This is a genomic window from Fimbriimonadaceae bacterium, from assembly GCA_023957775.1.
Classification (GTDB): domain Bacteria; phylum Armatimonadota; class Fimbriimonadia; order Fimbriimonadales; family Fimbriimonadaceae; genus JAMLGR01.
In genome coordinates this window covers 14913-36237 of the sequence record JAMLGR010000019.1, presented here as the reverse complement: position 1 = coordinate 36237, position 21325 = coordinate 14913, and the positions used below count along the sequence as shown (strand labels likewise).

General features: G+C 63.1%; 18 protein-coding genes and 2 riboswitches. Of the genes, 9 read left to right on the top strand and 9 right to left on the bottom strand.

The annotated features are described in order from the left end of the window. The first annotated feature begins 520 nt into the window (after window positions 1-520). The gene (locus tag M9921_14525) at window positions 521-4567 is read left to right on the top strand and encodes a hypothetical protein (protein ID MCO5298060.1); all 4047 of its coding nucleotides are present in this window, start codon (window positions 521-523) and stop codon (window positions 4565-4567) included. A 307-nt stretch (window positions 4568-4874) separates the two neighbouring features. Here M9921_14525 and M9921_14520 read toward each other — a convergent pair whose 3' ends face one another. Together M9921_14520 and M9921_14515 are read right to left on the bottom strand one after the other, a co-directional pair. Continuing rightward, window positions 4875-5375, bottom strand: coding sequence for a GNAT family N-acetyltransferase (locus M9921_14520; protein MCO5298059.1), 501 nt, complete (start codon window positions 5373-5375; stop codon window positions 4875-4877). Next, window positions 5376-5660 carry a DUF1778 domain-containing protein gene (locus M9921_14515; GenBank protein ID MCO5298058.1) on the bottom strand — a complete coding sequence of 95 codons (285 nt, stop codon included), beginning with the start codon at window positions 5658-5660 and terminating at the stop codon, window positions 5376-5378. 185 nt (window positions 5661-5845) lie between these two features. Here M9921_14515 and M9921_14510 point away from each other — a divergent pair, with 185 nt between their 5' ends. The 6 genes from M9921_14510 (at window position 5846) to M9921_14485 (ending at window position 11046) form a co-directional block, all read left to right on the top strand. Beyond that, a complete protein-coding gene (locus tag M9921_14510) occupies window positions 5846-6841 on the top strand; it encodes a hypothetical protein (protein ID MCO5298057.1) in 996 nt (331 codons plus the stop codon). Window positions 6842-7806: 965 nt separating this feature from the next. Beyond that, window positions 7807-8433 (top strand): hypothetical protein, encoded by a 627-nt coding sequence (locus M9921_14505; GenBank protein ID MCO5298056.1) that lies wholly within the window; start codon window positions 7807-7809, stop codon window positions 8431-8433. A 4-nt stretch (window positions 8434-8437) separates the two neighbouring features. Continuing rightward, window positions 8438-8671, top strand: a complete 234-nt coding sequence (locus M9921_14500) for a hypothetical protein (GenBank protein ID MCO5298055.1) — start codon at window positions 8438-8440, stop codon at window positions 8669-8671. 75 nt (window positions 8672-8746) lie between these two features. Continuing rightward, window positions 8747-9040, top strand: coding sequence for a hypothetical protein (locus M9921_14495; protein MCO5298054.1), 294 nt, complete (start codon window positions 8747-8749; stop codon window positions 9038-9040). 75 nt (window positions 9041-9115) lie between these two features. Continuing rightward, complete coding sequence (locus M9921_14490; GenBank protein MCO5298053.1) at window positions 9116-9304, top strand: hypothetical protein; 189 nt, start codon at window positions 9116-9118, stop codon at window positions 9302-9304. 56 nt (window positions 9305-9360) lie between these two features. Then, window positions 9361-11046, top strand: a complete 1686-nt coding sequence (locus M9921_14485) for an NERD domain-containing protein (GenBank protein ID MCO5298052.1) — start codon at window positions 9361-9363, stop codon at window positions 11044-11046. Window positions 11047-11225: 179 nt separating this feature from the next. Here M9921_14485 and M9921_14480 read toward each other — a convergent pair whose 3' ends face one another. Then, on the bottom strand, window positions 11226-12395 hold the full coding sequence (locus M9921_14480; protein MCO5298051.1) for a type I restriction enzyme HsdR N-terminal domain-containing protein: 1170 nt from the start codon (window positions 12393-12395) through the stop codon (window positions 11226-11228). Between the two features lie 2155 nt (window positions 12396-14550). Between M9921_14480 and M9921_14475 the strand changes: the two genes are divergently transcribed. Next, complete coding sequence (locus tag M9921_14475) at window positions 14551-15273, top strand: hypothetical protein (GenBank protein ID MCO5298050.1); 723 nt, start codon at window positions 14551-14553, stop codon at window positions 15271-15273. Between the two features lie 26 nt (window positions 15274-15299). On the opposite strand, the gene M9921_14470 is transcribed toward M9921_14475, so the two are convergent. The 5 genes from M9921_14470 to M9921_14450 form a co-directional block, all read right to left on the bottom strand. After that, window positions 15300-16505: a methionine adenosyltransferase domain-containing protein gene (locus M9921_14470; protein ID MCO5298049.1), complete on the bottom strand. Its 1206-nt coding sequence runs from the start codon at window positions 16503-16505 to the stop codon at window positions 15300-15302. Then, complete coding sequence (locus M9921_14465) at window positions 16502-17806, bottom strand: hypothetical protein (protein MCO5298048.1); 1305 nt, start codon at window positions 17804-17806, stop codon at window positions 16502-16504. Before M9921_14465 ends, M9921_14470 begins: the two co-directional genes overlap by 4 nt. Then, window positions 17793-18236, bottom strand: a complete 444-nt coding sequence (locus M9921_14460) for a hypothetical protein (GenBank protein ID MCO5298047.1) — start codon at window positions 18234-18236, stop codon at window positions 17793-17795. Before M9921_14460 ends, M9921_14465 begins: the two co-directional genes overlap by 14 nt. Before the next feature lie 68 nt (window positions 18237-18304). Next, window positions 18305-19726 (bottom strand): MoxR family ATPase, encoded by a 1422-nt coding sequence (locus M9921_14455; GenBank protein ID MCO5298046.1) that lies wholly within the window; start codon window positions 19724-19726, stop codon window positions 18305-18307. 54 nt (window positions 19727-19780) lie between these two features. Further along, window positions 19781-19892: riboswitch (SAM-I-IV-variant riboswitch) on the bottom strand. Between the two features lie 9 nt (window positions 19893-19901). Further along, a complete protein-coding gene (locus M9921_14450; protein ID MCO5298045.1) occupies window positions 19902-20093 on the bottom strand; it encodes a hypothetical protein in 192 nt (63 codons plus the stop codon). Between the two features lie 86 nt (window positions 20094-20179). Continuing rightward, window positions 20180-20293: riboswitch (SAM-I-IV-variant riboswitch) on the bottom strand. A gap of 65 nt (window positions 20294-20358) precedes the next feature. Between M9921_14450 and M9921_14445 the strand changes: the two genes are divergently transcribed. Beyond that, the gene (locus M9921_14445) at window positions 20359-20820 is read left to right on the top strand and encodes a very short patch repair endonuclease (protein ID MCO5298044.1); all 462 of its coding nucleotides are present in this window, start codon (window positions 20359-20361) and stop codon (window positions 20818-20820) included. 36 nt (window positions 20821-20856) lie between these two features. On the opposite strand, the gene M9921_14440 is transcribed toward M9921_14445, so the two are convergent. Further along, complete coding sequence (locus tag M9921_14440; GenBank protein ID MCO5298043.1) at window positions 20857-21306, bottom strand: hypothetical protein; 450 nt, start codon at window positions 21304-21306, stop codon at window positions 20857-20859. Window positions 21307-21325 lie beyond the last annotated feature (19 nt).

The window sequence follows — 21325 nt, the reverse complement described above, 5'->3', positions numbered from 1 at the left end:
ACCAACAGGGATGGAGTTAGAGGAAATCCTGTTAACCCTAAGAGGGGGCACTCCCCTCGAGGGCCAAGACGTCGAGTGTTCGCTCGATCTCAAGGGAGAGTCGTTCGACCTTCCCTTTCGGATGCGGGGATGCACCTTCAATGCGTTCGTGCGGCTCCGGGCCGTTCGTTGTTCCAAGTCCGTGGTGATTGAGGACTGCGTCTTCAAGCATGGGCTCGACCTAACTGACTTGGATGTCCGCGGCAGTCTCTCGATCACGAACACCGTCGTAATGTGCGATCCGGTGGGACAGCCGTTCGTTTCCCTCGATCGAATTCGCGTTCGCGGAGGCCTCGATCTTCGCGGATCCATATTCCGCGGACAACTCCAACTCACGAACGCTCGAATTCGGGGAGGAATACGAGCCAAGTCCGAGACGAAGGATAGCGAGGAAGCCCGTCTTTGGGATCAGCGCCCTCGCTATCCAACGGCGAAGACTTTGGCGAACCAGCGCGCAGCGACTGCGAGGAAACTCCGAGGCTTGGACCAGCAGCTCGATCTAACGTCTCAGCTGAAGCAGCATCGGCCCACGATCTTCAGTGGCATCGCTGCCCGAGGGATGGAGGTTCGTGGGGGAATTGATTTTGCTGGAGCGGTGGTACTGGGGAACGTTGACTTTGGAAATGCGCATATAGAGTCTGACATTCGATTCGTGTGGCTCCCAAGCAAGACGACCGACGTCGTGGCTTTCCGAACGATCATCATGGGCCGCCTTTCGATGAACCGCGTCCGGGTTGTTGGAAGGTGCGCGTTTCGTGGCATGTGGGTCGACGGCGACGTCCGGATGGCCGGCGCCGAAATCCACGGGGACCTCGACTGTGAGGGCTGGCACCCAGATGAGGATCACCTCCTTCCCAGTAACGCTGAACGCTCCATCAGGGGGGGACCTTCAATTCGGACGCGGATAGGCGGACGGCTTGTGGTAAGGAGTGCTCGCATCACAGGCGCTGTTAACCTGGACGGAATCAGCGTTGGCGAAAACGTGACCTTCAGCAATTCGGACATGGGGCGTTTCAGCCTGAGCGTCTACTACTTGCGCAGAGACAACGCCGCTGCCCGATACGATCGGCTGAAAGAAAAGGCCGTGGTCAAGAGATCACCTCTAGGCGCCGAGGTTCACGGTGCATTGCTCCTGCATAACGCCACCATCCGGTCAGATTGCTCGCTGGGAGGTGCCCGTATCAAGGGCGGGTTGATGGCCCCGAACTTGACGACTCATGGGGGGCTCGATCTTCGTGTGTGGCAAGAGGAGGGATGCGCGCCCTTTCGCACGGTAATCCACTCAGGGTTCCTGAAGGATAGCCTGCCGTATCAAGCCAGTCTGTTCCTGACCGACTGCCGCATTGGTACTTTCATCTCCCTTGCAGGGGCCCGGCTCCCTGGTGGCATGCACCTCACTGGAAGCATGATTGGTTCGAACCTATTCGGCGAGGTTTGGCGCGACAAGGGCAAAGCTCACACTTTCCGCTTATGTCTCGGCCGGTGTCACCTACCTGAAGACGATTCTGGCCATGCCCGTTCGGTCTTTGCGCGTGGCGTGACGATGGGGGGCTCCTGGCTCCTCAAAGGTGCCAGGCTATCCGGGGACCTCGATTTCCGCAACAGCACGTGCAACGACTTCGAGATGATGGTTTGGGATCCAGATACGGAGTGCAAGCCACGGCAAACCTTCCTGCGCGGCGGGCTGCTTCTCATGGGGGCGCATATTCGGGGCTCTCTGGACCTCACGGGCGCCCATCTCTCGATGGGATGTCGCGCGGATACCGTACGGATCGACGGGCATTTTCGGGCCCGCGTGTACCTACCAAAACCAGCGGAGGCCGATGCCGGGAAGAAACGTGAGGGCGTTCGGACTGCCATCCGATCGCACTTCGGACATCAGAAGATGGCGACCGTCTCAAGCGACCGCAAGCTGAGTTACTCACTCTGGTGCGAGGGGGCCCAGATTGGCGGATATGTTTCGCTGCGCGGGTCAGAATTCGTCGGTGGGATCGGATTCGACCACTCGACAATTGGGGGCGGCCTCTACCTTGAGGCATGGGAGAACGAGGTTGATGCTTACCCCGAAGTGACGATGTTGATTCGATCCACTGTCGGCCCATCGCGCCATGAGGAAGGCCATTCCTACTCGGTCAGCCTTTTCGCCACGGATATCCGAGCGAATGTTGAACTGTGCGGAGCTCAGCTAGAGGGCGGGCTTGATATGTCGAATTCGCACGTGGGGGGCGACGTTCGGCTCGACGCGTTTCTTCGCGGCAAAGGCTACTGCACCGAGATCGGGCTAAGCGAAGGAAGCCGCACACCCTACTCACTCTACATTGGCTCACTAACTGTCAAGGGGGACTTCCTGGCATCGCGGGTCCAGGTCGGTAAAGATAGAGTTGGTGGCGTCTTTGCGGACGGCGTACAGATTGACGGGCGGTTGGATCTTAGCCGCGCGACTCTCGGCAAGGAAACACGATCCGAGGCGGAGTTGGAGCCTTTCCATGCGGACGCGAACGGGCGCTTCCGTGTGCCTGTCGATTCGAGGAACGCCTATGCTCTGTCTCTGCGGAACGCAACCGTCTCACATGGACTGGAACTGGAAGGCGCCGAGACTTCCCTTGAGGAAGCCTTGGATCTTGCTGGGAGCAAGGTAGCCGGAGTCAGGGCGCGCTTGGTCACCATCCGCACAGGGGGGATCCGTGCCAACGAGACGACCATTGGAGGCTCGCTCGACTTCTCCGAATCAAACATTGGTGGCACGCTCGAATTCGACGGCATTCGTATCGAGGGCAAAGCGGACCTATCCAAGGCCCACCTCACCAATGCTGCACGCTCGAGGCCGTCCCTAGCCGCCAGCGGTTGCACCATCACGGGAGAGCTCGTCCTTGACGGGCTCAAGGCCTCCGGAGGCATCAACCTGCACATTGCATCGATTTCGGACAACCTCTCCATGAACTCCTCCCATGTGCGTCGCTGTCAGGAGGGGGACCGCGAGTATAGCCTTCGCCTCTCGTCTGCGGTCATAGGAGGCAATCTAACGCTGCAGGACGCGGTGCTGACGAGCTCTTTTGCGGCGACCAACCTCCGGCTGAGTGGGTTACTGTGGGCCAAGAGGGCCCGATTCGGGATGGGGTCGTGGCCCACCGGTGAGGATTACAGCCTCTGGTTCGAAGGCGCGAAGATCCACGGCGCAGTTCGACTCGATTACGCCGTATTGCGGATCGCCAGGTCCCTTGTGCCGGACCGCATCAAAGGTGGGGTAGTCAACTTCCGAAACGTGGAGGTGGGAGGCGACTTCTACCTGCCCAGCCGATTCAGAATGAGACATCCTGCGCCAAAGGCCGACCTCCTGAAAGCGAGCGGTCTGACTGTGGGCAACACGCTTGGGCTGCCGTGGGACATCGCGTGTCAGGGTGCAGACCTAGGCGACGTGTCGGCGAACGAGCTTCGCGTCAAGATGGACGAGTCCCAAGGACCGGCCGCTTCCTCGCCGCGGGTCCGGAACGGACGCGCGATTCTAGGAGCTTCGTTGTCAGGCGGCGTTCCTTACGGGAATCCCTCCAGCGTTGCCCTACTCTCTGGCACGTTGGCATTGGCTGCCATCGTTGCGCTCTTCCTGGAGCATCCCTGGGTGTATATCACTCTCGTTGCGGTACTCCTCGTCGGCGGCGGATGCTGTTCCTTCCTGTTAGGTGCGCGCGAACTGGCAGATCGGCAAGAGCCCCTTGATCTTGGCGGGTGCCATCTTCCTTCCATCGACTTGCCCACCACGATGCCTAACCGGGGCGCAACGTCTGCCATTTGGAACCTACCCTTCGGGCTCGGCCTTGCGATGGCGATTCTTGCCTTGGCCCAGTGGTCGCTCTGGGCTACCCTACCTTTGGTGATCGCGCTCATGATGATTGGCAGCGGCATCGACGCTTGTCTCTGGCCACGTCGCATGGAACGCCAACCGATCCTGGCGCTCCTGTCTCACGCCCGTTATCGAATGAGCTTCTTTGCGGCTGTCGAGAGTCTCCAACGTGAGCGCGGCGAGGATCGCTGCGGAGATCACGTGCACTTGTATCGTCGTCGGCGGCAGCAGCGGGAGTTCCTTTCCGGCGGATTCGGTCGAATTGTAGAGGTCGGTTTTCGTGAGTTCATCTACGAGTTCGTAGGCCATGGAGTCAACAGAAACGTGATGGCCGTGCTGTTGTTTGTCTTGCTTGCAATATCATGGAATCTCGCTGGAAGCCAGCAGTATCGGAAACCGACAAGCAAGATTGCGCAGCCGCTCACGGGTGCAGAGCAGGCTCATCTCGCGCTTTCCGCGGTAATCCCATTCGTCGAAGCACCCGCCACACAGAAGTGGAACCGCGCTGACACCGAGGTGGAGGTGCCCTTTCCAAGCGTGACATTTCGCAGTAACAACCACCGCGCGCTCCGAGTTGAGTGGCTATCCGTGCCTCTCGATTCCCTGCTCGGCATCTTCAAGATCCTCGGCACGATCACGGTACCGTTCTTGCTGGCGTCGGCTGCCCATCTGATCCGTCGCAATGACTAAGGATCGGTTTATGGCGGGCGCGCAGACGCTTACACGATCTTCTGGCCAGTTCCAAGGCCCCACTTGAAAGGCCGCGGGCCCGTCTCGCAGTGTACGCGGACAACGTGAAGCCGACTCGAACGCGCGAACCCGTAGACCGTCCTCGGGGAACTGGGCGACGGACAGCGCATCGCCCTGCTCGAAGAGAAGTACGGAGCGCAGGTGCTCGTCGCACTGACACGGTATGTCACGCTCAACGAGTAGCGCTCGAGCCCGATCAACGTCGTGTACTGCTCGAAGAGACATTCAGAGATTGCCTCTTGGAGGCTCATGTTCCCAGCATGGCCCGGATGTCTTTAAAGAGGAGAAAGAGGTGCATCGGATGGGTCGGCGAAGGGAGCATGCCGTACTTGGAATAGAAGGCTTTGGCCTCGTCGTCCATCGCGTGGACAAGGAAGGCCCTTCCGCCTATTTGTTCATGGGCTCGGAGCGCTCTGAGCATCGCGTCCCGGAACAGGAATTTGCCGAGGCCCGTCCCTTGGGCGCCTTTGTCGACGGCGAGTCTGGCCAGGAGGATGCAGGGGACCGGGTGACTCGGCTGCCCTTTCCTGACCCTTTCGGGTGCGTCGACCGGCTCGACCCCTGCGGGGGCGAGGCTGTAGTAGCCGACGACCTTTCCGCCCGAGACAACGACGTACGTTCGGGCAAGCCCTCCTTGCTGGTTCGCCAGGGCGTAGTTCTTGAGGAAGACGTTGAGCGGCTCCTTTCCACAGTCGAAGCCGCTTATGTCGTGGCTCTTATCGAGAAGGACGGGCTCCGAGAGCTCCACTTACTTTTCCCATGGGGCCCTGGATCGGAGAAGCTCCCTCAGCTCGGGGATGTCCCTTGTCGGTGCGTCGAGAAGACGGTTGAACTCTTCCCACTCCTCCGCGTTCAGCCGAAAGAGCGTCCGGACGTTCCCCGCCTCCTGGTTCACAATCTCCTCGGCGACAGGGACAGACGTCTGGAGCACGAACTGGCTCACGGTCATGTTCTTCACCTGCGCGGCTTGGGCGAGGGTCGCCTTCTCGCGCTCCGAGGCTCGGATGTGTAGGTGCTCTGCTTTCCGGGGCATGGGCTCGCTCCTGGTCTTTGAACACATTCTACCACACGTAAACACAATGTCAACACACAGGGTCCACGCAAAGCCCTTTTTCCCGCCAGGCAGGAGGAGTTCCTTTGACGCCGTCCCAGGCCCCACCGCGGTGCGGTACTCGACCCGCGGCCAGCCAGAGAATCGTTTGTATCAAGATGGGGAGCATGAGTTGGTTCGAGACTTTGGTCGGATTCCCCGAGACTTCGCCGAAGGACGTACGTGAGAAGGTCCTTCTCGAGGGAGAGAGGCTCACGTCGCTGGTCACCCAACGGTCCTTCGGTTGCGGACGTTTGGAGACCCCCTCGTTGGGGGAGTTGCGCGACCGAGTCGGGGCCCTTCCCTCTTCCGGCGGGCGCCTCCAAGTACGCGAACTGGTGGCCGATGCGATCGACCTCCACGCCGATCCAGCCAACGCCGACTGCTTGTTTCAGGTGGCCTCTCAGTTCAACCTGCTTGAGATGGCCGGCCCCAGCTTGACGCCTGAGGATGGCGTGGGCATCTACGAGAACGACCCCACGCAAGGGCCGGCTTGCGCCATTGCGGCGGGCGCGGGCACCCTCTACCGGAACTACTTCGCTCCCGTCAGGGGCGCCCAGGGGCAATCGGAATCGAACCAGATCGACTGCCTCGAGGACCTCGGGTGTGCGCTCGGCAACGAGGACGAGGGGTTGTGGGTCATGCGGAACGGATACGCCCTGGCCACCAGGGAGGGGTTGCAGGCGATCGCCGATCGCCTCGCATCCATTTCGGAGGACGAGCGGGACGCGTTGCGGCAGAAGTTGCGGATCGGCGTTCACTGGAACACGCAGGTGACGGTGCGCGGTTCGACGCACGCGGTCACCCAAGCCTTCTGCTCGGCGCTTCCGGTTGCGTATTGCGCACACTCCGCGCGAGATTGGGAGCCCTTTGCCCGGCTCGTTTTGGAAGCGTCTTACGAGGCTGCGATTTGCGCGGCGATCCTCAACTCGGCGGAGTCGGGCCAGAAGCGTGCGTTCTTCACCCTGCTGGGCGGCGGGGCGTTCGGCAACGATCTGGATTGGATCCTGTCCGCCCTGGGCCGAGCGCTGGGACGGGCTCGCAATCGGGACCTTGAAGTGGCGATCGTCAGCCGCGGATCCTCCAATCCGCACATCCAGAAGTGGCTCGCTGAATTCCGGTAGAGGCGCGTTTCCGTGAGCTCCAGCTAAAGAAGTTTGGGATGGCCTTCTACCTCACCCTGACGGACGGCAGCCGGAGGCGTTGGCCAACGCGGCGCCGGCTCCTGTAGAGAGTGCCAAGGGTGCATCACCCGCGATCCAGCTCGAGGTTGCCTCCGGCGTGAAAACGGCCGCGCTGCTGTCGCGGGCATCGGTGGAGGAGCTGGGGACCAGACGCCGGAGCGCACCGTCATCGTCCAGTCGCGTGATACCATGACAGAGATAGCAGAAGGACGATGAGCAGAACTCCCAAGAAAGTGCGAGCCTTTGGCGAGGAGAAGTTGCTTTCCGAGTGGAAGGCGGATCCGCGGTGCCGCGTCGGCGCTGAAGAGGTGGACAGCAGGATCCGACGGGGCTGGACGCCCGAGCGCGCCTTGGGGACTCCGCCTGGAGGGAAGACTCTTCGAAGCGCCCTCGGCGAGAACAAGACGCTCACAGCGTGGGCTCGCGACCCTCGCTGCGAGGTGACTCGCGCAACGCTTCGTGCTCGGCTGGCCAGAGGCGAATCCCTCGAGGAGGCATTGAGGCGCCCTGCCTACGAGCCTTCGGGGCCGCACGCGCGCAAAGGAGAGAGGTGGACCGCATTTGGAATATCGCTCACAGTGCGCGAGTGGTCGGAGGATCCTCGGTGCACCGTTTCCCCCTGTACGCTTCGCGCCAGGTTCAAGACAATGCACCCTGAAGCGGCGATCTCGAGGCCCGCGGGCTTCCGCGAGTACGCGTGCACCGCGTATGGAGAGACCAAGTCGATCGGAGCGTGGTCGAGGGACCCTCGATGCCAGGTTTGCTACGCAACGCTGTATGAGCGAGTCAGCAGCGGATGGGATATGGAGCGCGCCCTATCGACAATCTCGTGCCTCTCCAAGCGCGAACGCACCGCCTATGGAGAGACGAAGTCGGTCCGAGCGTGGTCGAAGGATCCACGATGCTTGATTTCCTATGAACAGCTTATTCTGCGACTCGACAGCGGATGGGATTTGGAGCGCGCCCTGTCGACGATCTGGAAGCGCCGCGGGCGTGAATACACCGCCTTTGGAGAGACCAAGTCGCTCGGAGCGTGGTCGAGGGACCCGCGATGCCTGGTCTCCTACGAAACGCTTTATCGGCGACTCCGTGTCGGGTGGGATGTCGAGCGCGCGCTCTCGGTGCCCCCGATTCCCAAGGGGGCCGGGGGGCGAAAGTGGCGGGCGGTGCCCGATGGGCGCGCACACGCCTTGGAGGCGTTTGGCGAGAAGAAGACCCTGCGCGAATGGGCTGCCGACCCGCGCTGCCAGGTGCCCTACGCTCGCCTCCGGACCCGGGTGAGGAAAGATTGGGCGCTGGAGGACGCGATCTCCGTTGCATCTGCGGTCGACAGCCCCAACTTCGAGGCATTCGGAGAATCGAAGTCTCTGTGCGCCTGGGAACGGGACCCACGCTGTCTCGTCTCCCGCCAAGTCCTCCGTCAGCGCATGGACAAAGGCGAAAGCCTCGAATCCGCGATGACCCGGCCCCCGCGGAAAGTGCCTCCGCGGCGTGTCTGGCCCCTGGCCGGACTCGGAAACGAAAGAGGATGAGCGCATGAACCACCTCCGAGCCGAGCTCATGCGCAAAGTGCCCTCCAACGAGGGCCCTCAAGCCGACGTGCTGATCATCGAGCCCGACGGCACGGAGCACCAGGTCCGCTGCCTGTGCCGTGGAGGCGAGACCGTCCTCGGGGAACTGGGCGACGGACAGCGCATCCCCCTGCTCGAGGAGAAGTACGGAGCGCAGGTGCTCGTCGCACTGACACGGCATGTCACTCTCAACGAGTAGCGCTCGAGCCCGATCGACGTCGTGCCGATCCGGGTCTGAAGGAATTTCCCGGCACGTGGCGAAAGGGCCCAATCGATGAACAGACTGCCAGGCGACGATCACGATCCCTACGGGGCGGTCTCGTGGTGGTTCCATAGGGCCAAGAAAGATCCCGAGACCTTCCTAAGGGATTTCGAAGGCGTGATCCCAGAGGTGCGGGGCCTGGAGTGGGGGCCGATCACCGGCTGGACGTATGTGGCCAGCTCGGTGTCCACGAACATGGTCTACGACAGCGACCCGTGGCCCTTCGAGAGGAGTGAGGGCGGGCGGCCGCTATGGTGCGAGGTGTGCCAGGTGCCCACCAACATGATCTACGATCCGTCGCCGTAGTCTTCGCGACACACCAGTTCGCCCGGGCCCTCGCGGCGTTAGGATTGGCAGTTCCCACCAGAGTATCCTTGTCCTATGTCTCCGTCTCAAGAAGAACCGACGGTCGAGGAGCTGAGGGCTCTGCTTGAGGAGGCCCTCGATAGCGTCGATGCTGACGAACAGGCGCGCCGCGAGAGTTGGCCTGGCGAGATCGAACTGGGCGATCTGGTGCTGGACCTCGGCGATCGGATCCGACGCGCGCTCGGTGAAAGCTGGCCAAAGTAGTCATGAGGCCAAGAGGTAGTCCGCGAGAGTCTCGAACACGGTAAGTGATGCCAACCATGCGACCCGCCGAACTCCCCGCCGACGTGCGGGAGAACGAAGGCCTCCAGGCGGAGGCTGCGGTGTTCGACGCCCTCCGCGACTCGCTGGAAGACCGGTACACCGTGTTCCACTCCCTCGCGTGGAAGGATGCGACTCGGCGCGGCGACCCGGCGCAGGATCGCGAGGCGGACTTCGTGGTGTGCCACCCGGACCTGGGCGTGATGGTCGTCGAGGTCAAGGGTGGCATCGTCGCGTACGACCCCGACACCCGGGAGTGGAGCTCGACCAGTCGCTCGGGCCACGTCAGCACGATCAAGGACCCGTTCCGGCAGGCCCGCGATACGAGCTACGGCCTGGAGCGCCAACTCCGCAAGATGGTCTCGCAGTCCGGCAGTCTGCGCGTGTTCCATGCGGTGTGCTTCCCCCACTGCGCGGTTCGAGCCGCCGACCTCCCCGGCGACGGACCGCCCGAGATCGTGTTCGATGCGGAGGGGCTGCGGGAGATCGGCGCGCGCATCGAACGCGCCTTCGCGTTCTGCAGGCAGGGGGCGGAGCTTCGCGGGCCGGGCTTGAAGGAGATCATCGGGGCCCTCCAGCGGTTGCACGGCCTCGCGCTGGAAGGACGGCGGGACGCGGCGATCGTCATCGCCGAGCACCAGCGCGAGTTCGACCGCTTGACCGCCAGCCAGGGGCGGGTGCTCGACATGGTCGCGTCCAACAAGCGCCTGTTGGTCCACGGATGCGCGGGCTCGGGCAAGACGTTCCTCGCCAAGAGGCTGGCCGTGAAGCGGGCGGGGGCCGGCGAGCGGGTCCTGGTGCTGTGCTTCAACGAGATGCTGGGCTCCCTGCTGCACGAGGACCTGGCCGACTTCGAAAACCTGACCGCCACGAACTTCCACCACGCGTGCGAGCTGTTCGCGCGCGCGGCGGGACTCCGGCTCAACCCACTGGTCGCCGAGCGGGCATCCGACTACTACGATTCCCTGCCCGACGTGGCGTTCGAGACCGCCGCGCTGGACCCCGACCTCCGGTTCGACACGATCGTGGTCGACGAGGCGCAGGACTTCGAGCCGGACTGGTGGGCGCTGGTCGACGTGCTGCTCGCGCCGGGTGGGTCGGTGTGCGTATTCACCGACTCGAACCAGCTGCTGTACGGTCCCGATCGCGGAGTCCTACCTTCCCCGCCAGGCCCTTTCGCCGAGGTCGCGCTCACCGAGAACATCCGCAACACGCAGCAGATCCACAAGACCGCGCTGCGGTTCTTCGAGGGGGCTTCGCCCACCGCGTTGGGCCCCGAAGGCGAGTCGCCGCGCTGGATCCCAGCCTCGAGTTTCGAAGACCAGCTGCAGAAGTTGGAGGAGGTCCTCGACCGCCTCCTGCGCGAACAGCACATCGAGCCCGCCGACATCGTGGTCCTGACCCCCAAAGGTGCCGCTTCGACGGAGTTGCAGGGTGTGCCGAAGGTGGCAGGGCGCTCGCTCGTGCCGTACGAGAATCGGCAGCCACGCGACATCGGCTGGTCCACGGTGAGGAAGTTCAAGGGACTGGAGAGCCCGGTAGTGGTGCTGATGGAGTTGGACTGGACGCTTGTGGTCTCGCAGAGGATGCGGGAGTTGGCGTACGTGGGTGTGACCCGGGCGCGGGATTACTTGTGGGTGATTGGGGAGGAGGGGGCTTTGGGGATGCTGAGGGAGCCGCGTTAGGCACCCCTCTCTCGAACACCGGTCGATAGCTACCACTCTACGGTCAAAGGTCACAGGTGCTACCCGGCTTCATGAGGCGCATGAGTTTGGTAGCAGGAGCTCATCCCCTTAAATGACTCTCCTCACCGTTTGGCGGTGGCCTTCGTATCATCAAGAAACGAGGTTCCTCGCCGGAGAGACTACTCCACGTTGCGGCCCGTGAGCAAAGCAAAGTCATGCGCGGACACTATGCAAGTGCCCTGGACGAACCAAGACCACGTCGTACTCTCGGGGTCCTTATCAACAAACCCATCCAACTTACGTCTTAGCGCTACGTCGATGGGGATAGGGCTCTCAAAGAAGTATCTCGGATGTTGGACTCGGAAGCGCCAACGATACTTGTGCGGAGCCTTAACACCTGGCACCTCGCCAATCTCTGGTGCCGACGCCACCTGACACTCGGCAACAACACCCTTCTTGCCTTGATAGAAACAAATCCAATCGCCGGGTTTCAGCCGCTTTCTGCCCTTCGTCGCGTCTGCGAAAACGTACCAGCCACGGTCAAGGAGGGATCGAATGATCGCCTCGGCAGTCTTCCCGTCTTCGGATTTGACCGGTGAAATCAGGTACGTCGCATCGTCCTGACTCTTGGCGCCGATCTTCAGGGTTGGGCGGGACTCCCGAACAGTCGAAGGAACAGTCTGCCCCGAACAAGACCGGCTGCCACTGAACATCGTGTCGGACGGCTGACTGGCAAGTGCAAGGCTTGATGAGACATCAGCACCGGTAACCCCGCGCATACCAAGCTTCATTCGGAGAGTGGAGACAATAGCCTTGACTACCTCGCTATCCGGGCGCGCAAGTTGGTCTTGGAGTACCCGATGTAGCCGCTGAGATGCCGCGAATGCCTCGATGGATCCGGCCTGCAGTGATTCCTTTGAAAGCGCTTGAAGGAACCGCCTGATCTGATCGCGATTACTTAGACTTGCAGTAGCAACCAGGCGTTGGGCTGAGAACCCGGAAATGGAGTCATCATAGAGATGCCACTCACGCCCATTTGACAGAACGACCCAGCGCCTTGCGTTCGAGTGCGCGTAGTTGAGCGCCTGATCGACATGGGCACTCGACAGTTCCTGCTGCCAGGCCTTTGCCTCCAGATACCATGTCATTCCAGTATTTGGAAGAACCGTGTAGTCTGGAACCTTGCCGACGGCATCGTGAGTTCGCGAGGCGATTTCAAAGCGCTCGTAACCAAGCCCCCAAAGTAGAGGGAGGATCACCCACTCGCAGGTATTCGACTCGTTGTGCGGAACTGCAACTTCCGCTCCAAACCGGAGCGCATGGGCTAACTCTTCGTCCAACTTGACCATGGCCTAGGTTGGTGAGGTTACCTCTTCGGCCATGGTCCGCCGAAACAAACGCGTTGACCGATCGCGTCAGGACCGAGTGGTGGCCGAACACTCGCATCACGCTAAGGCCACGAACCTCGAACTCGCAGTTTGATTCCGGAGCCGGGACGGTCGGTTACGTCCGAGCACCTCGCCACCTGACGCTTCGTGAATACCCGTTACGCAAACCACCCGGGCGCGGATCTCGATCCGTCAAGCGGCCGATTGCCATTGGCAACCACGTCGTGCACGCACGGCATTTTCAACTGTCTGCTGTGCCGTGGCATACATGGGCGGAGTTCCCCAAACCGTCAGTTGCAAGGACGTCTAAGTCCCTCCCTTGGCCAATCAATCAGAGAGCAATCGTATCGGGCAAGAATCCGCTAGGCACGATCCTCTCCTTCGCTGAGGAGCGTGAAACTCACGTGGTGGCCGAGACCACGCGGCCGTTGATGCGAGCCAACGGTGGGATGGGGACCTCGCCCCCAAGGGCTACAACGCAGCGCGCTTGGGCGGCGCGAGTGCGAGACCAACCCGGAGTACTGGCTGACCATGGTTGAGACGAATGTCGTGCGCTACAAAGCGGAGATCGTCGTTGAGGAAGAGGCGGGATTGCGGTTGATGCTTTGAGAGTGCGAGGTGAGGGAGGATCTGGAAGGAAGCGTCCAGCGGATCTACCATCTGGTGAACTTAGTGTGCATCGAGTCAACTCGCGGGCTGTCAGGGCGAACCAGACACCGCGCTGCCGCTGGGGAAAAACAGGGGATTCCCGGAGGGTCTCGCTCTCGTCCATCCTAAGAGGCCTAAGCAATGTTGGGGCCACGCTCATGGGTAGACACAACGAAACATACTGTGATACTCTGAGTCTAACGTGAACTGGTATCGAAGACGGGACGGGAAGGCTGCAGCATGACGATGAAGAAGGGGACGGACTCCGGCGAAGCAAAGCACTCGGAGCCTCCCCGAGCCATCGGCCTGTTCGCCGGAATCGGAGGAATCGAGCTTGGTTTGTCCCAGTCGGGTTTCGTATCGGAGCTGCTCTGCGAGAACGACACCGCGTGTCAAGCGGTTCTTTCTAAGCGATTTCCGGAAGTGAAGTTGGTCGCGGACGTACGGGATCTTCGGTCGATTCCCAAGGTCGACGTTCTCGCCGCAGGGTTTCCTTGCCAGGATTTGAGCCAAGCGGGCCTCACAATGGGAATGAGCGGTCTACGCTCTTCGCTGGTCTACGAGGTTCTTCGACTTGTCGAGCGAAGATCCACCTGTCCCCGGTTCCTGCTCCTTGAGAACGTCCCCTTCATGCTGAGCTTGCGCAAGGGAGAGGCCATGAACGTACTTGTGGGGACGTTGGAGGGTTTAGGATTCTCTTGGGCCTATCGTGTTGTCGACTCGAGGTCCTTCGGCCTTCCACAGCGACGACAGCGCGTGTTTCTCCTTGCCTCGCGAACCGAAGATCCAAGAACCGTGCTCTTTGCCGACGAGGCCAGCGAGGATCTGGCATTCAGGTGCCCAAAGGCATACGGGTTCTTCTGGACCGAGGGTCTGCGTGGGCTGGGTTGGGCCGAGGATTCTGTTCCCACGCTTAAGGGCGGATCCGGACTGGGGATTCCCTCCCCGCCCGCAATCTGGCTCCCATCGCGCGACTTCGTGGGGACACCCGGAATCCGGGACGTCGAACGGCTCCAGGGCTTTCCGGCCGATTGGACCGATGTTGATTGTCTTACTCCACGTCAGAGTCGGTCGCGATGGCGAATGGTCGGGAACGCGGTCAGTGTGCCTGTCGCAAACTGGATTGGCGAGAGACTCCAGTGTCCAGGACCCCCACTCGGAACGCAGCGACCGCTGCCGAAAGGAGATCCCTGGCCGCGGGCGGCTTGTGGTTCCGGTGGGCAACGATTTGCTGTCGACCTTTCGGTGTTTCCTCGCACTGCGGCGTTCAAACCTATCACCGACTTCCTAGAAGACGACCTGCAACCTCTGTCCGAACGAGCGGTGAAGGGGTTCTTGGAACGAGCCGAGCGCTCATCGCTTCGATTCCACCCGGTGTTCTTGCCTTCTTTGAGGCAGTACATTGAGAGCCGTTACTCTCTTGCTGTGTCGTAGCGGCAGGGGTCATGGTCGAGTAGTCTGGCACTTGATGCGCCCGCAAGACCTTTTTGAGTTCAAGGACGCGCTCGCTGCTGCGGCGCCGCGCCCCTCCACTCGCTCTTCGCGCGAGGACAAGAAGAACTACGCAGAGCGATTGTCTCGATCTTGCGCCCAGCTGATCGCGAACAGACTGCGACCCTCGTTTGCTGGCATCGTGCCCTCACCGGATGGATCTGGACAAGAGTCGAAGGCACGCACCTCTAAGGGTTTCAAGAAACTCGATGTGAACTACTCGACTGTGGAGCTCGGTCTCGGCCTCGGCGTATCGATCAAGACGATGAACTTCCCAGATACGGGGGGCAAGTTCGGGAAGAATTTCCGTCGGATCGACGGCGAACTGCGGGCCGAAGCATCCGACTACCACACACGGCAACCTTACGCCGTGCTGGTCGGGGTCTTCTTCCTGCCCGCAGAGTCTGCGCTCGACGCGGCTTCCAAATCCACGATGTCGTCCTTCGCGCGGGCGGTCGGTATCTTCCGCGATCGAACTCAAAGACGGGGTCCGTCCGACGATCCACAGCTTTTTGAAGGGTTTTTCATCGGACTCTATGACTCCGAGACCTGTTTGTGCGACTTCTTCGACGTGGGCAAGGCTCCGCCGCGAGCCCGTGCTCCCGAGGGTGAAGAGGTCCTGACATTAGAAGCCTTGATCGCTCGGATAACCGAGATCTACGATTCAAGAAACAACCCTCCTTTCGACACGATCGAATGAACCCGTGGTTCTTGTAGGCACAAGGGCTACCGTCGCGGGCAATATCCCAAATCCGCCTTTAGCCCGCCTTCGTCTAGCTTGCCCGCCGCCTCGTCCCACATCGGGGCCTCGTTCCACGGCGCCTCGGACCAGAAGTGATCCCCTACCCCCCGCTCCACGCAGGCGCCCCACTCCGCCGCCTCCCGCCGAATCGACGAGTGGGCGAACGCCTCCCTCACCGTGCGCGACCCTGACCCGCGCATCTCCCACACCACGTCGAGCGGCGCATCGACGTTCGGGGCGTAGGCCACCTTCACCAGACACTCGGAAGCCCCGGTGGACACCGCCTGCACCGCGGCGCGGCGTGCAGCATACGATCCGGCACGGTCGATGTGGGTGAGGTCCTTGCCGCTCAACGCCCCTCCGCCCTGCGGGACGCGGGGGCCGTAGAAATCCATCGCAAGCTTTCGACCCGTCTGGCCGTTGTCGCCGTCCGGACCACCGTTGATCAAAGGGCCGTTGGGATTGACGAGCAGGTCGACCTCCGCCCAGGGGCGGAGCCAGCGGGGGTCGGCGCGGCGGACCCCCTCGTAGGCCAAGCTCAGGCACTCTGCCACCCCGGCGCAGACGTCCATGAACGGGGTCGACTCCAGCTGCTGCAACGTCACCAGCACGTGCTCGAGGGTCCAGCGCTCGCCCTCCTCGCGCATGCGGACGAGGAGCTTGCCGTCGGGGCCTTGGCCTTGGAGGCCCTCACCCTTGCCCGGGAGGGACCCCTCACCCCTGGCCCTCACCCCTGGAGGGGCGAGGGGTTCCCGGCACGCGGCCGTCAGAGCCTCTCGGAACACGTGCGCCAGATAGTGCTCGGGCGGGAGGAACCTCGTCCTTGCATCGCCGAACGCGTAGCCGACCACTAGGCACTGGTCGTTCACGTGCTCGGTCCACTCCCTCGGGTCCCGCACGTCCCGGCACACCGCGTCCCGCACGACCCACCGATCCGCCTGGATCGCGTTCGACCCGGTGTAACCCACCTCCCGGCCCACGCGCCGGACGATCTCCTCCAACGGCACAGCCAGCGGCTTGCGGGTCGCGATCCCGCCGGTGAGGAAGAACTCGTCGCACCAGGCTGCGACCTCGATCTGGCCGTACGCCTGAGGGTCCGCGCGGTACGCCTCGGCGAGCACGGCGTCCGCGATCTGGTCGCACAACTTGTCTGGGTGCCCGGGCAACACCATCTCGCTGAATCGGATCATCTCGGCAACTCCTCCAACTGGGTCGTGGGAATGCCCGCGCGCTCGAGCAACCCGGGATTGCCGTCCCGCGTCACGATCGCCCGGAGCCGCATCGAACCCAACGCGCGCACCGCACGGGGGTCCACCTCCTCGATGTAGCCGTCGGTCACCACCACGGCCGCCGGCGGCCGCGTGTGCGCCAAGTGCTCGAGCACGCACCGCATGCTCGTGCCGCCCGTCGTGCGCGTCACCAGCGCGCCGTCCCTGATCGTCGCGGGCTCGACCTCGTCGCTGAACGCCCAAAACGGCATGCGGATCGCCCTCCTCAGACTCGCAAGCAGCGCGATGATGTCCGGCATCTCCGCGTTCATCGAACCCGACACGTCGAGGTACACGTTCGCGTAACCGGTGGGTCGATGCTCGGTCGAGCACCATCCCGCATCGGGCATGATCGGCGACCACAAGGTGCGAAGAAACGCGCGGCGGTCGCGCGCGCTCAGCACCGGCACGCGGTACTCGCTCTCGACGACCTCGCGGATCGGCGCGCGGCGGTCGGGCACCACGCACTCCCGCAACGCCTCGAACGTCCGGCGCCGCCACAACTCCTTCGCGGGGTTCGGCGCCGCGACCACGGCCTCGTACGCCGACGCGCCCACCCCGCGGTCCTTGGGGGAGCGCCAGATGCCGTCCCCGTTCATCGAGCGCATCGACTCGCCGACCGCGTCCTCCAGTGCTTTGGGCAGCGATCCCCCCGCCGCATCGTGGTTCCCGATCAAGAGAGGGGTGCGGACACCATTGGGGAACCTGCACGCCAATCCCAGAATGTCGTCCGCCACCAAACGGCCCTCGTAGACGCCGTCCCACACTTGCTCGAAACGGCTCGGCTCCCGGCGCCGCCCCCGCCTCTCGGCCGAGTTCGCGGGACGAAGCATCCGAAACACGCCCTTCTCCTTCCCATAGAACTTGAGGAAGAAGCCGCTGTACCGAACACCCATGGTCCGATGGATGATGGCGTTGATCACGGCGTCCAACGCGACGTTCTGCCCGGTGTCCATGTGGCGGAAACGCTCGGTATGGCCAAGCACCACATGCAGAAACTCGTGCACGACGCACGCCTTCACGTGCTCGTCGCTGGCGCAGTTCGAGGCGAGGAACCCGAGGTTCACGAGCAGTCTCGGGCGCTCTTCAAGAGTCACCGCGAGCGTCGGCACCTCTTCCGTGAACCGGATGCGCAAGATCTTGAGCACCGGGCGGATCGCCACGGGATTCTCGTCCAACAGTTCGGCGACGAGCGCGCGGAACCGGGATTCAGTCAGCTTCATAGAAACCCCCAACGGAAAACAGATCGAGCCTACGCGTCAGGCTGGCCCGCGTCCAGAGAACGGGGCGGCCGGGATCGTACAGGTTGGCGCTGCACAAGCCAAGCACCAAGCCCTCGACCAGCACGTCCGTCAACACCGCACGGGGCTGGCGCAGATTCACGGCCAGCGTGGGCCGAAGCCGGCCGGGCATGGCGAGGAACACCTCGTCGGGAAGCCGGTCGGCCAGGGCCTCGCGCGCCTGCAGCGCCGACCTGTATCCGAGCCGCTCGAGAAGCGCCTCCATCCGCTCGACGGGATCGTGGCCCTTCTCGAACTTCAATCCGACGTGCCGCAACTTGGGGCACCGCAGTCCGCCGCCCCGGCCCAACACCGTGGCGTGCAGGTGCTCGGTGCGGGTGCGGCTCCGCGGGCCGCCGGTGTTGCATTCCACGGTTTGTGGTTTGTGGTTTGTGGTTTGTGGGACGCAGGCGGGGAGTGTTCCCAGAGGGTATGGGCCGTTCACTTCAAGCATCTCCCCACGAGCGCCACGCACGCCTCCAGATCGCGCTCGAGGCCTTCCGGATCTTCGAGGGCCACGCCGTTGGCGATCGCCCAGTAGAACAGTTGCCTGGCACGCCTTTGCCGCGCGCCGCCGAGTTTGGCCAGCAGGGGGGCGAGCCGGGCGAACTCGGGGTGTTGGGTGCCGCTCTCGGAAAGCCTCTCCTGCCACGAGATATCCGCGTTCACCTGCAGCAACGGCTGGGCGAGCTTCCCGAGATCGTTGACCGCCTCGGCCCCGATCGGCAACTTCCCCTGCACCGCCGCGGGGAACAGCGCGAACGCCAGCACGGCCGCGCGCGCCGGACGCTCGGTTGCCAGACACTGGCAGAGGGCCAGCGTGCCCGAGTCGGCGTCCGGCGCCGCGCCGAGGAGCCGCGCGACCTTCTTGGGCAGCCGCTTCTCGAGGTGGAACTCGTGGATCCACCTCCTCGTTCCCTTGAGGCACGCAGAGTCCCACGCAAGCCTGTGCGCGGCCAACACGTGCTCGGCAGACGGCTCGGCGCCCCAAGCGCGGTGGGGGATCGACGCGCGCAGGATTGCGCGGAACACGGTCTCGTCGATCCCTTTGCCCGCCACCAGCGTCCCCGCGAGCAAGGAGCGCGCAAGCAGGCGCACGCGGCGCGGCGAGATGCGGATTCCGGCGTCGTTCAAGGCCGTCGCGGCCGCGCAGGCGTACGCGACGATCGGCTCTGGGCACCGCTCGACGCGCTCGACGAACGCCGCGTGTAACTGGGCAAGGCGTCTTGCCAGCGCGCCCCCGTCGTCGGACACCGCCCCCTCGCCCGAGGGGTTCGCCACGGCCAATCGGTCCGCATCCTCGAGGTCGTCCCAATCCACGACGTTCACGACCAGCGCGAAACGGTCGGCCAGCGCTTGGTCGAGCGGCTCGCTGCCCGCGTACTCCATCGCGTGGTCGGTGGTGCAGGGGTTCATGGCGGCCCACCGGAACCGCAGCCGAGGCAGCGCGATGCCCTGCACCCTGCGTTCGTGGATCAGCGAGAACAACCGGTTCTGGTGCTCGGGTCGGCAGCGCGAGATCTCGTCGATGAGCACCGACTCCGCGCCCCACACGGTGGCGGGAGTTTCGAGGAACCGGACGCTCGCCTTCTCGTCGTCCGGGTACGGGAAGCCCACCAGGTCGTCGAACGACACGAGCGACGCGTTGTAGTGCCGGTGCTCGAGACCCAGGGCTTCGCTGATCGAGTTCAGCAGGTACGTCTTCCCCGTGCCCGAGTTTCCGATGAGCAACAGGGGGTCTTCCGTGACCAGCGCCGCGAGGATGGGAAGCTCGGCCTCGGCGAAACCGAAGACCCCGAGGCCCTTGAGGGCGTCGTTTGTCGTTTGTCGTTGGTCGTTTGTCGTTCTGGCGACGGTCTTCAATGCGGTTCACCTCGTTCGGTCGTCCGCATCAAGAGGGGGAACGGGATCCTCCCGCTCCGGAGACTTCGTTCGGGTTTCCCCGCACATCGAGGCTCTCGCCTCTAGGCACCGTGGCGTCTCCCGCCCGGTTGCCGGAACCCCAAGGGGTTCGCTCTTGATGCTGTTTGAATGTAGCTCAGGCGGGGCGCGAAAGTTGTGTACACAATCGCGCGTCCTCGGCCAGAGCCCTTTCGATGAGTTCGATCAGGACCTCGGACGCGAAACGGCCCCTTCGCGCCGCCAGCTCGAAGAACGCCTCCTTGAGTTCGGAGTCGATGCGGATGTGCAGGATCTCGTCCCGCGCCTGGGATCGTCGTTGCTTCTTCATGCGGTTCACCTCATTCGGACATCCGCACCAAGAGTGGAAACGACAATGCCCACGTCCGCCTTCAAGAGGGGACGTGGGCATCACGCTCCAGAGACCTTCGTTCGGGTTTCCCCGCGCATTTGAGGCCGAAGCCTCGAGGCACCGTGGCGTCTCTCACCCGGTTGCCGGAACCCACTGGCGGTTCGCTCTTGATGCACCCTCATTATCGCACGCCGCGCCGGTCCTGGCAAGGGGGCCGCGGCCATCTGCCATCCTGAATCCAACCGTGGCACGCAAACGCCCGCCCTCGGCCCGCTACTCGTTCGCGGAGATGCGCGAAACGCTCGTCGTCGCCGAGTCCACCCGCAAATCGATGCAGGCGAACCGCGGCAAAGACACGTCCACCGAGGTGCGGCTGCGCCGGGCCCTGTGGGCGGCGGGCGCGCGCGGCTACCGCAAGAACGTAGCCCGTCTGCCCGGAAAGCCGGACCTCGCGTTCGGCAAGGCGCGGGTGGCGGTGTTCGTCCACGGGTGCTTTTGGCACCGGTGCGAGCGGTGCGGACGCTACCGCCTGCCGAAGACCAACACGGCCTACTGGCAGGCCAAGGTCGAGACCAACGTCGCTCGCCACGCGCAGGTCGTTCTCGAACTTGAGGCACGGGGGTGGCGCGTGCTCACGTTCTGGGAGTGCGAGCTGAAGGAGGACCTCGGCGCGTGCGTGGAACAGGTTCGCGAGGCGCTGCCTTAGGGCCTCTCATCCGTGACCGACGCGTCCGGGCTTCCGTCATCGACGCCCCTCCAACACGTCGGCAAACGTCACAAGCTTAAGGCGAAATCGGTGGTTCTCAGCCCAGTCGGCCTTCAAAAGGTCGGCTTCCTCCAAGCTGATGATTTGGGAGTGGATCCCGGCCACGACGATGTCCGGAGTGGTCAGGATCTTAAGGTTCGGGCTCACCGATTTGACTCGATTCACCGCCCTTCGGTCGTCGATGGCGACGGCTCCTTCGAACTCGATGGCCGCGGCGAACGAGAACGATTCGCCACTTCCGAGGCCCAGGCCGAGGAGTGTGGCCACGGTGCCCGTGATCGCCTTCCCTTCCAAGGTCAGCGTCCTGATATGGCCGTCATTGACCAGTTCTTCGAGGTGCTCCCGTTCGGACTGAATCTCCTCGAAGACGGCGTCTACTATCCGGATCCGGTAGCCGAGCCCCTGCATCAAGTCGAAACGACGCACCCTCAAGAAATTGAGGAGC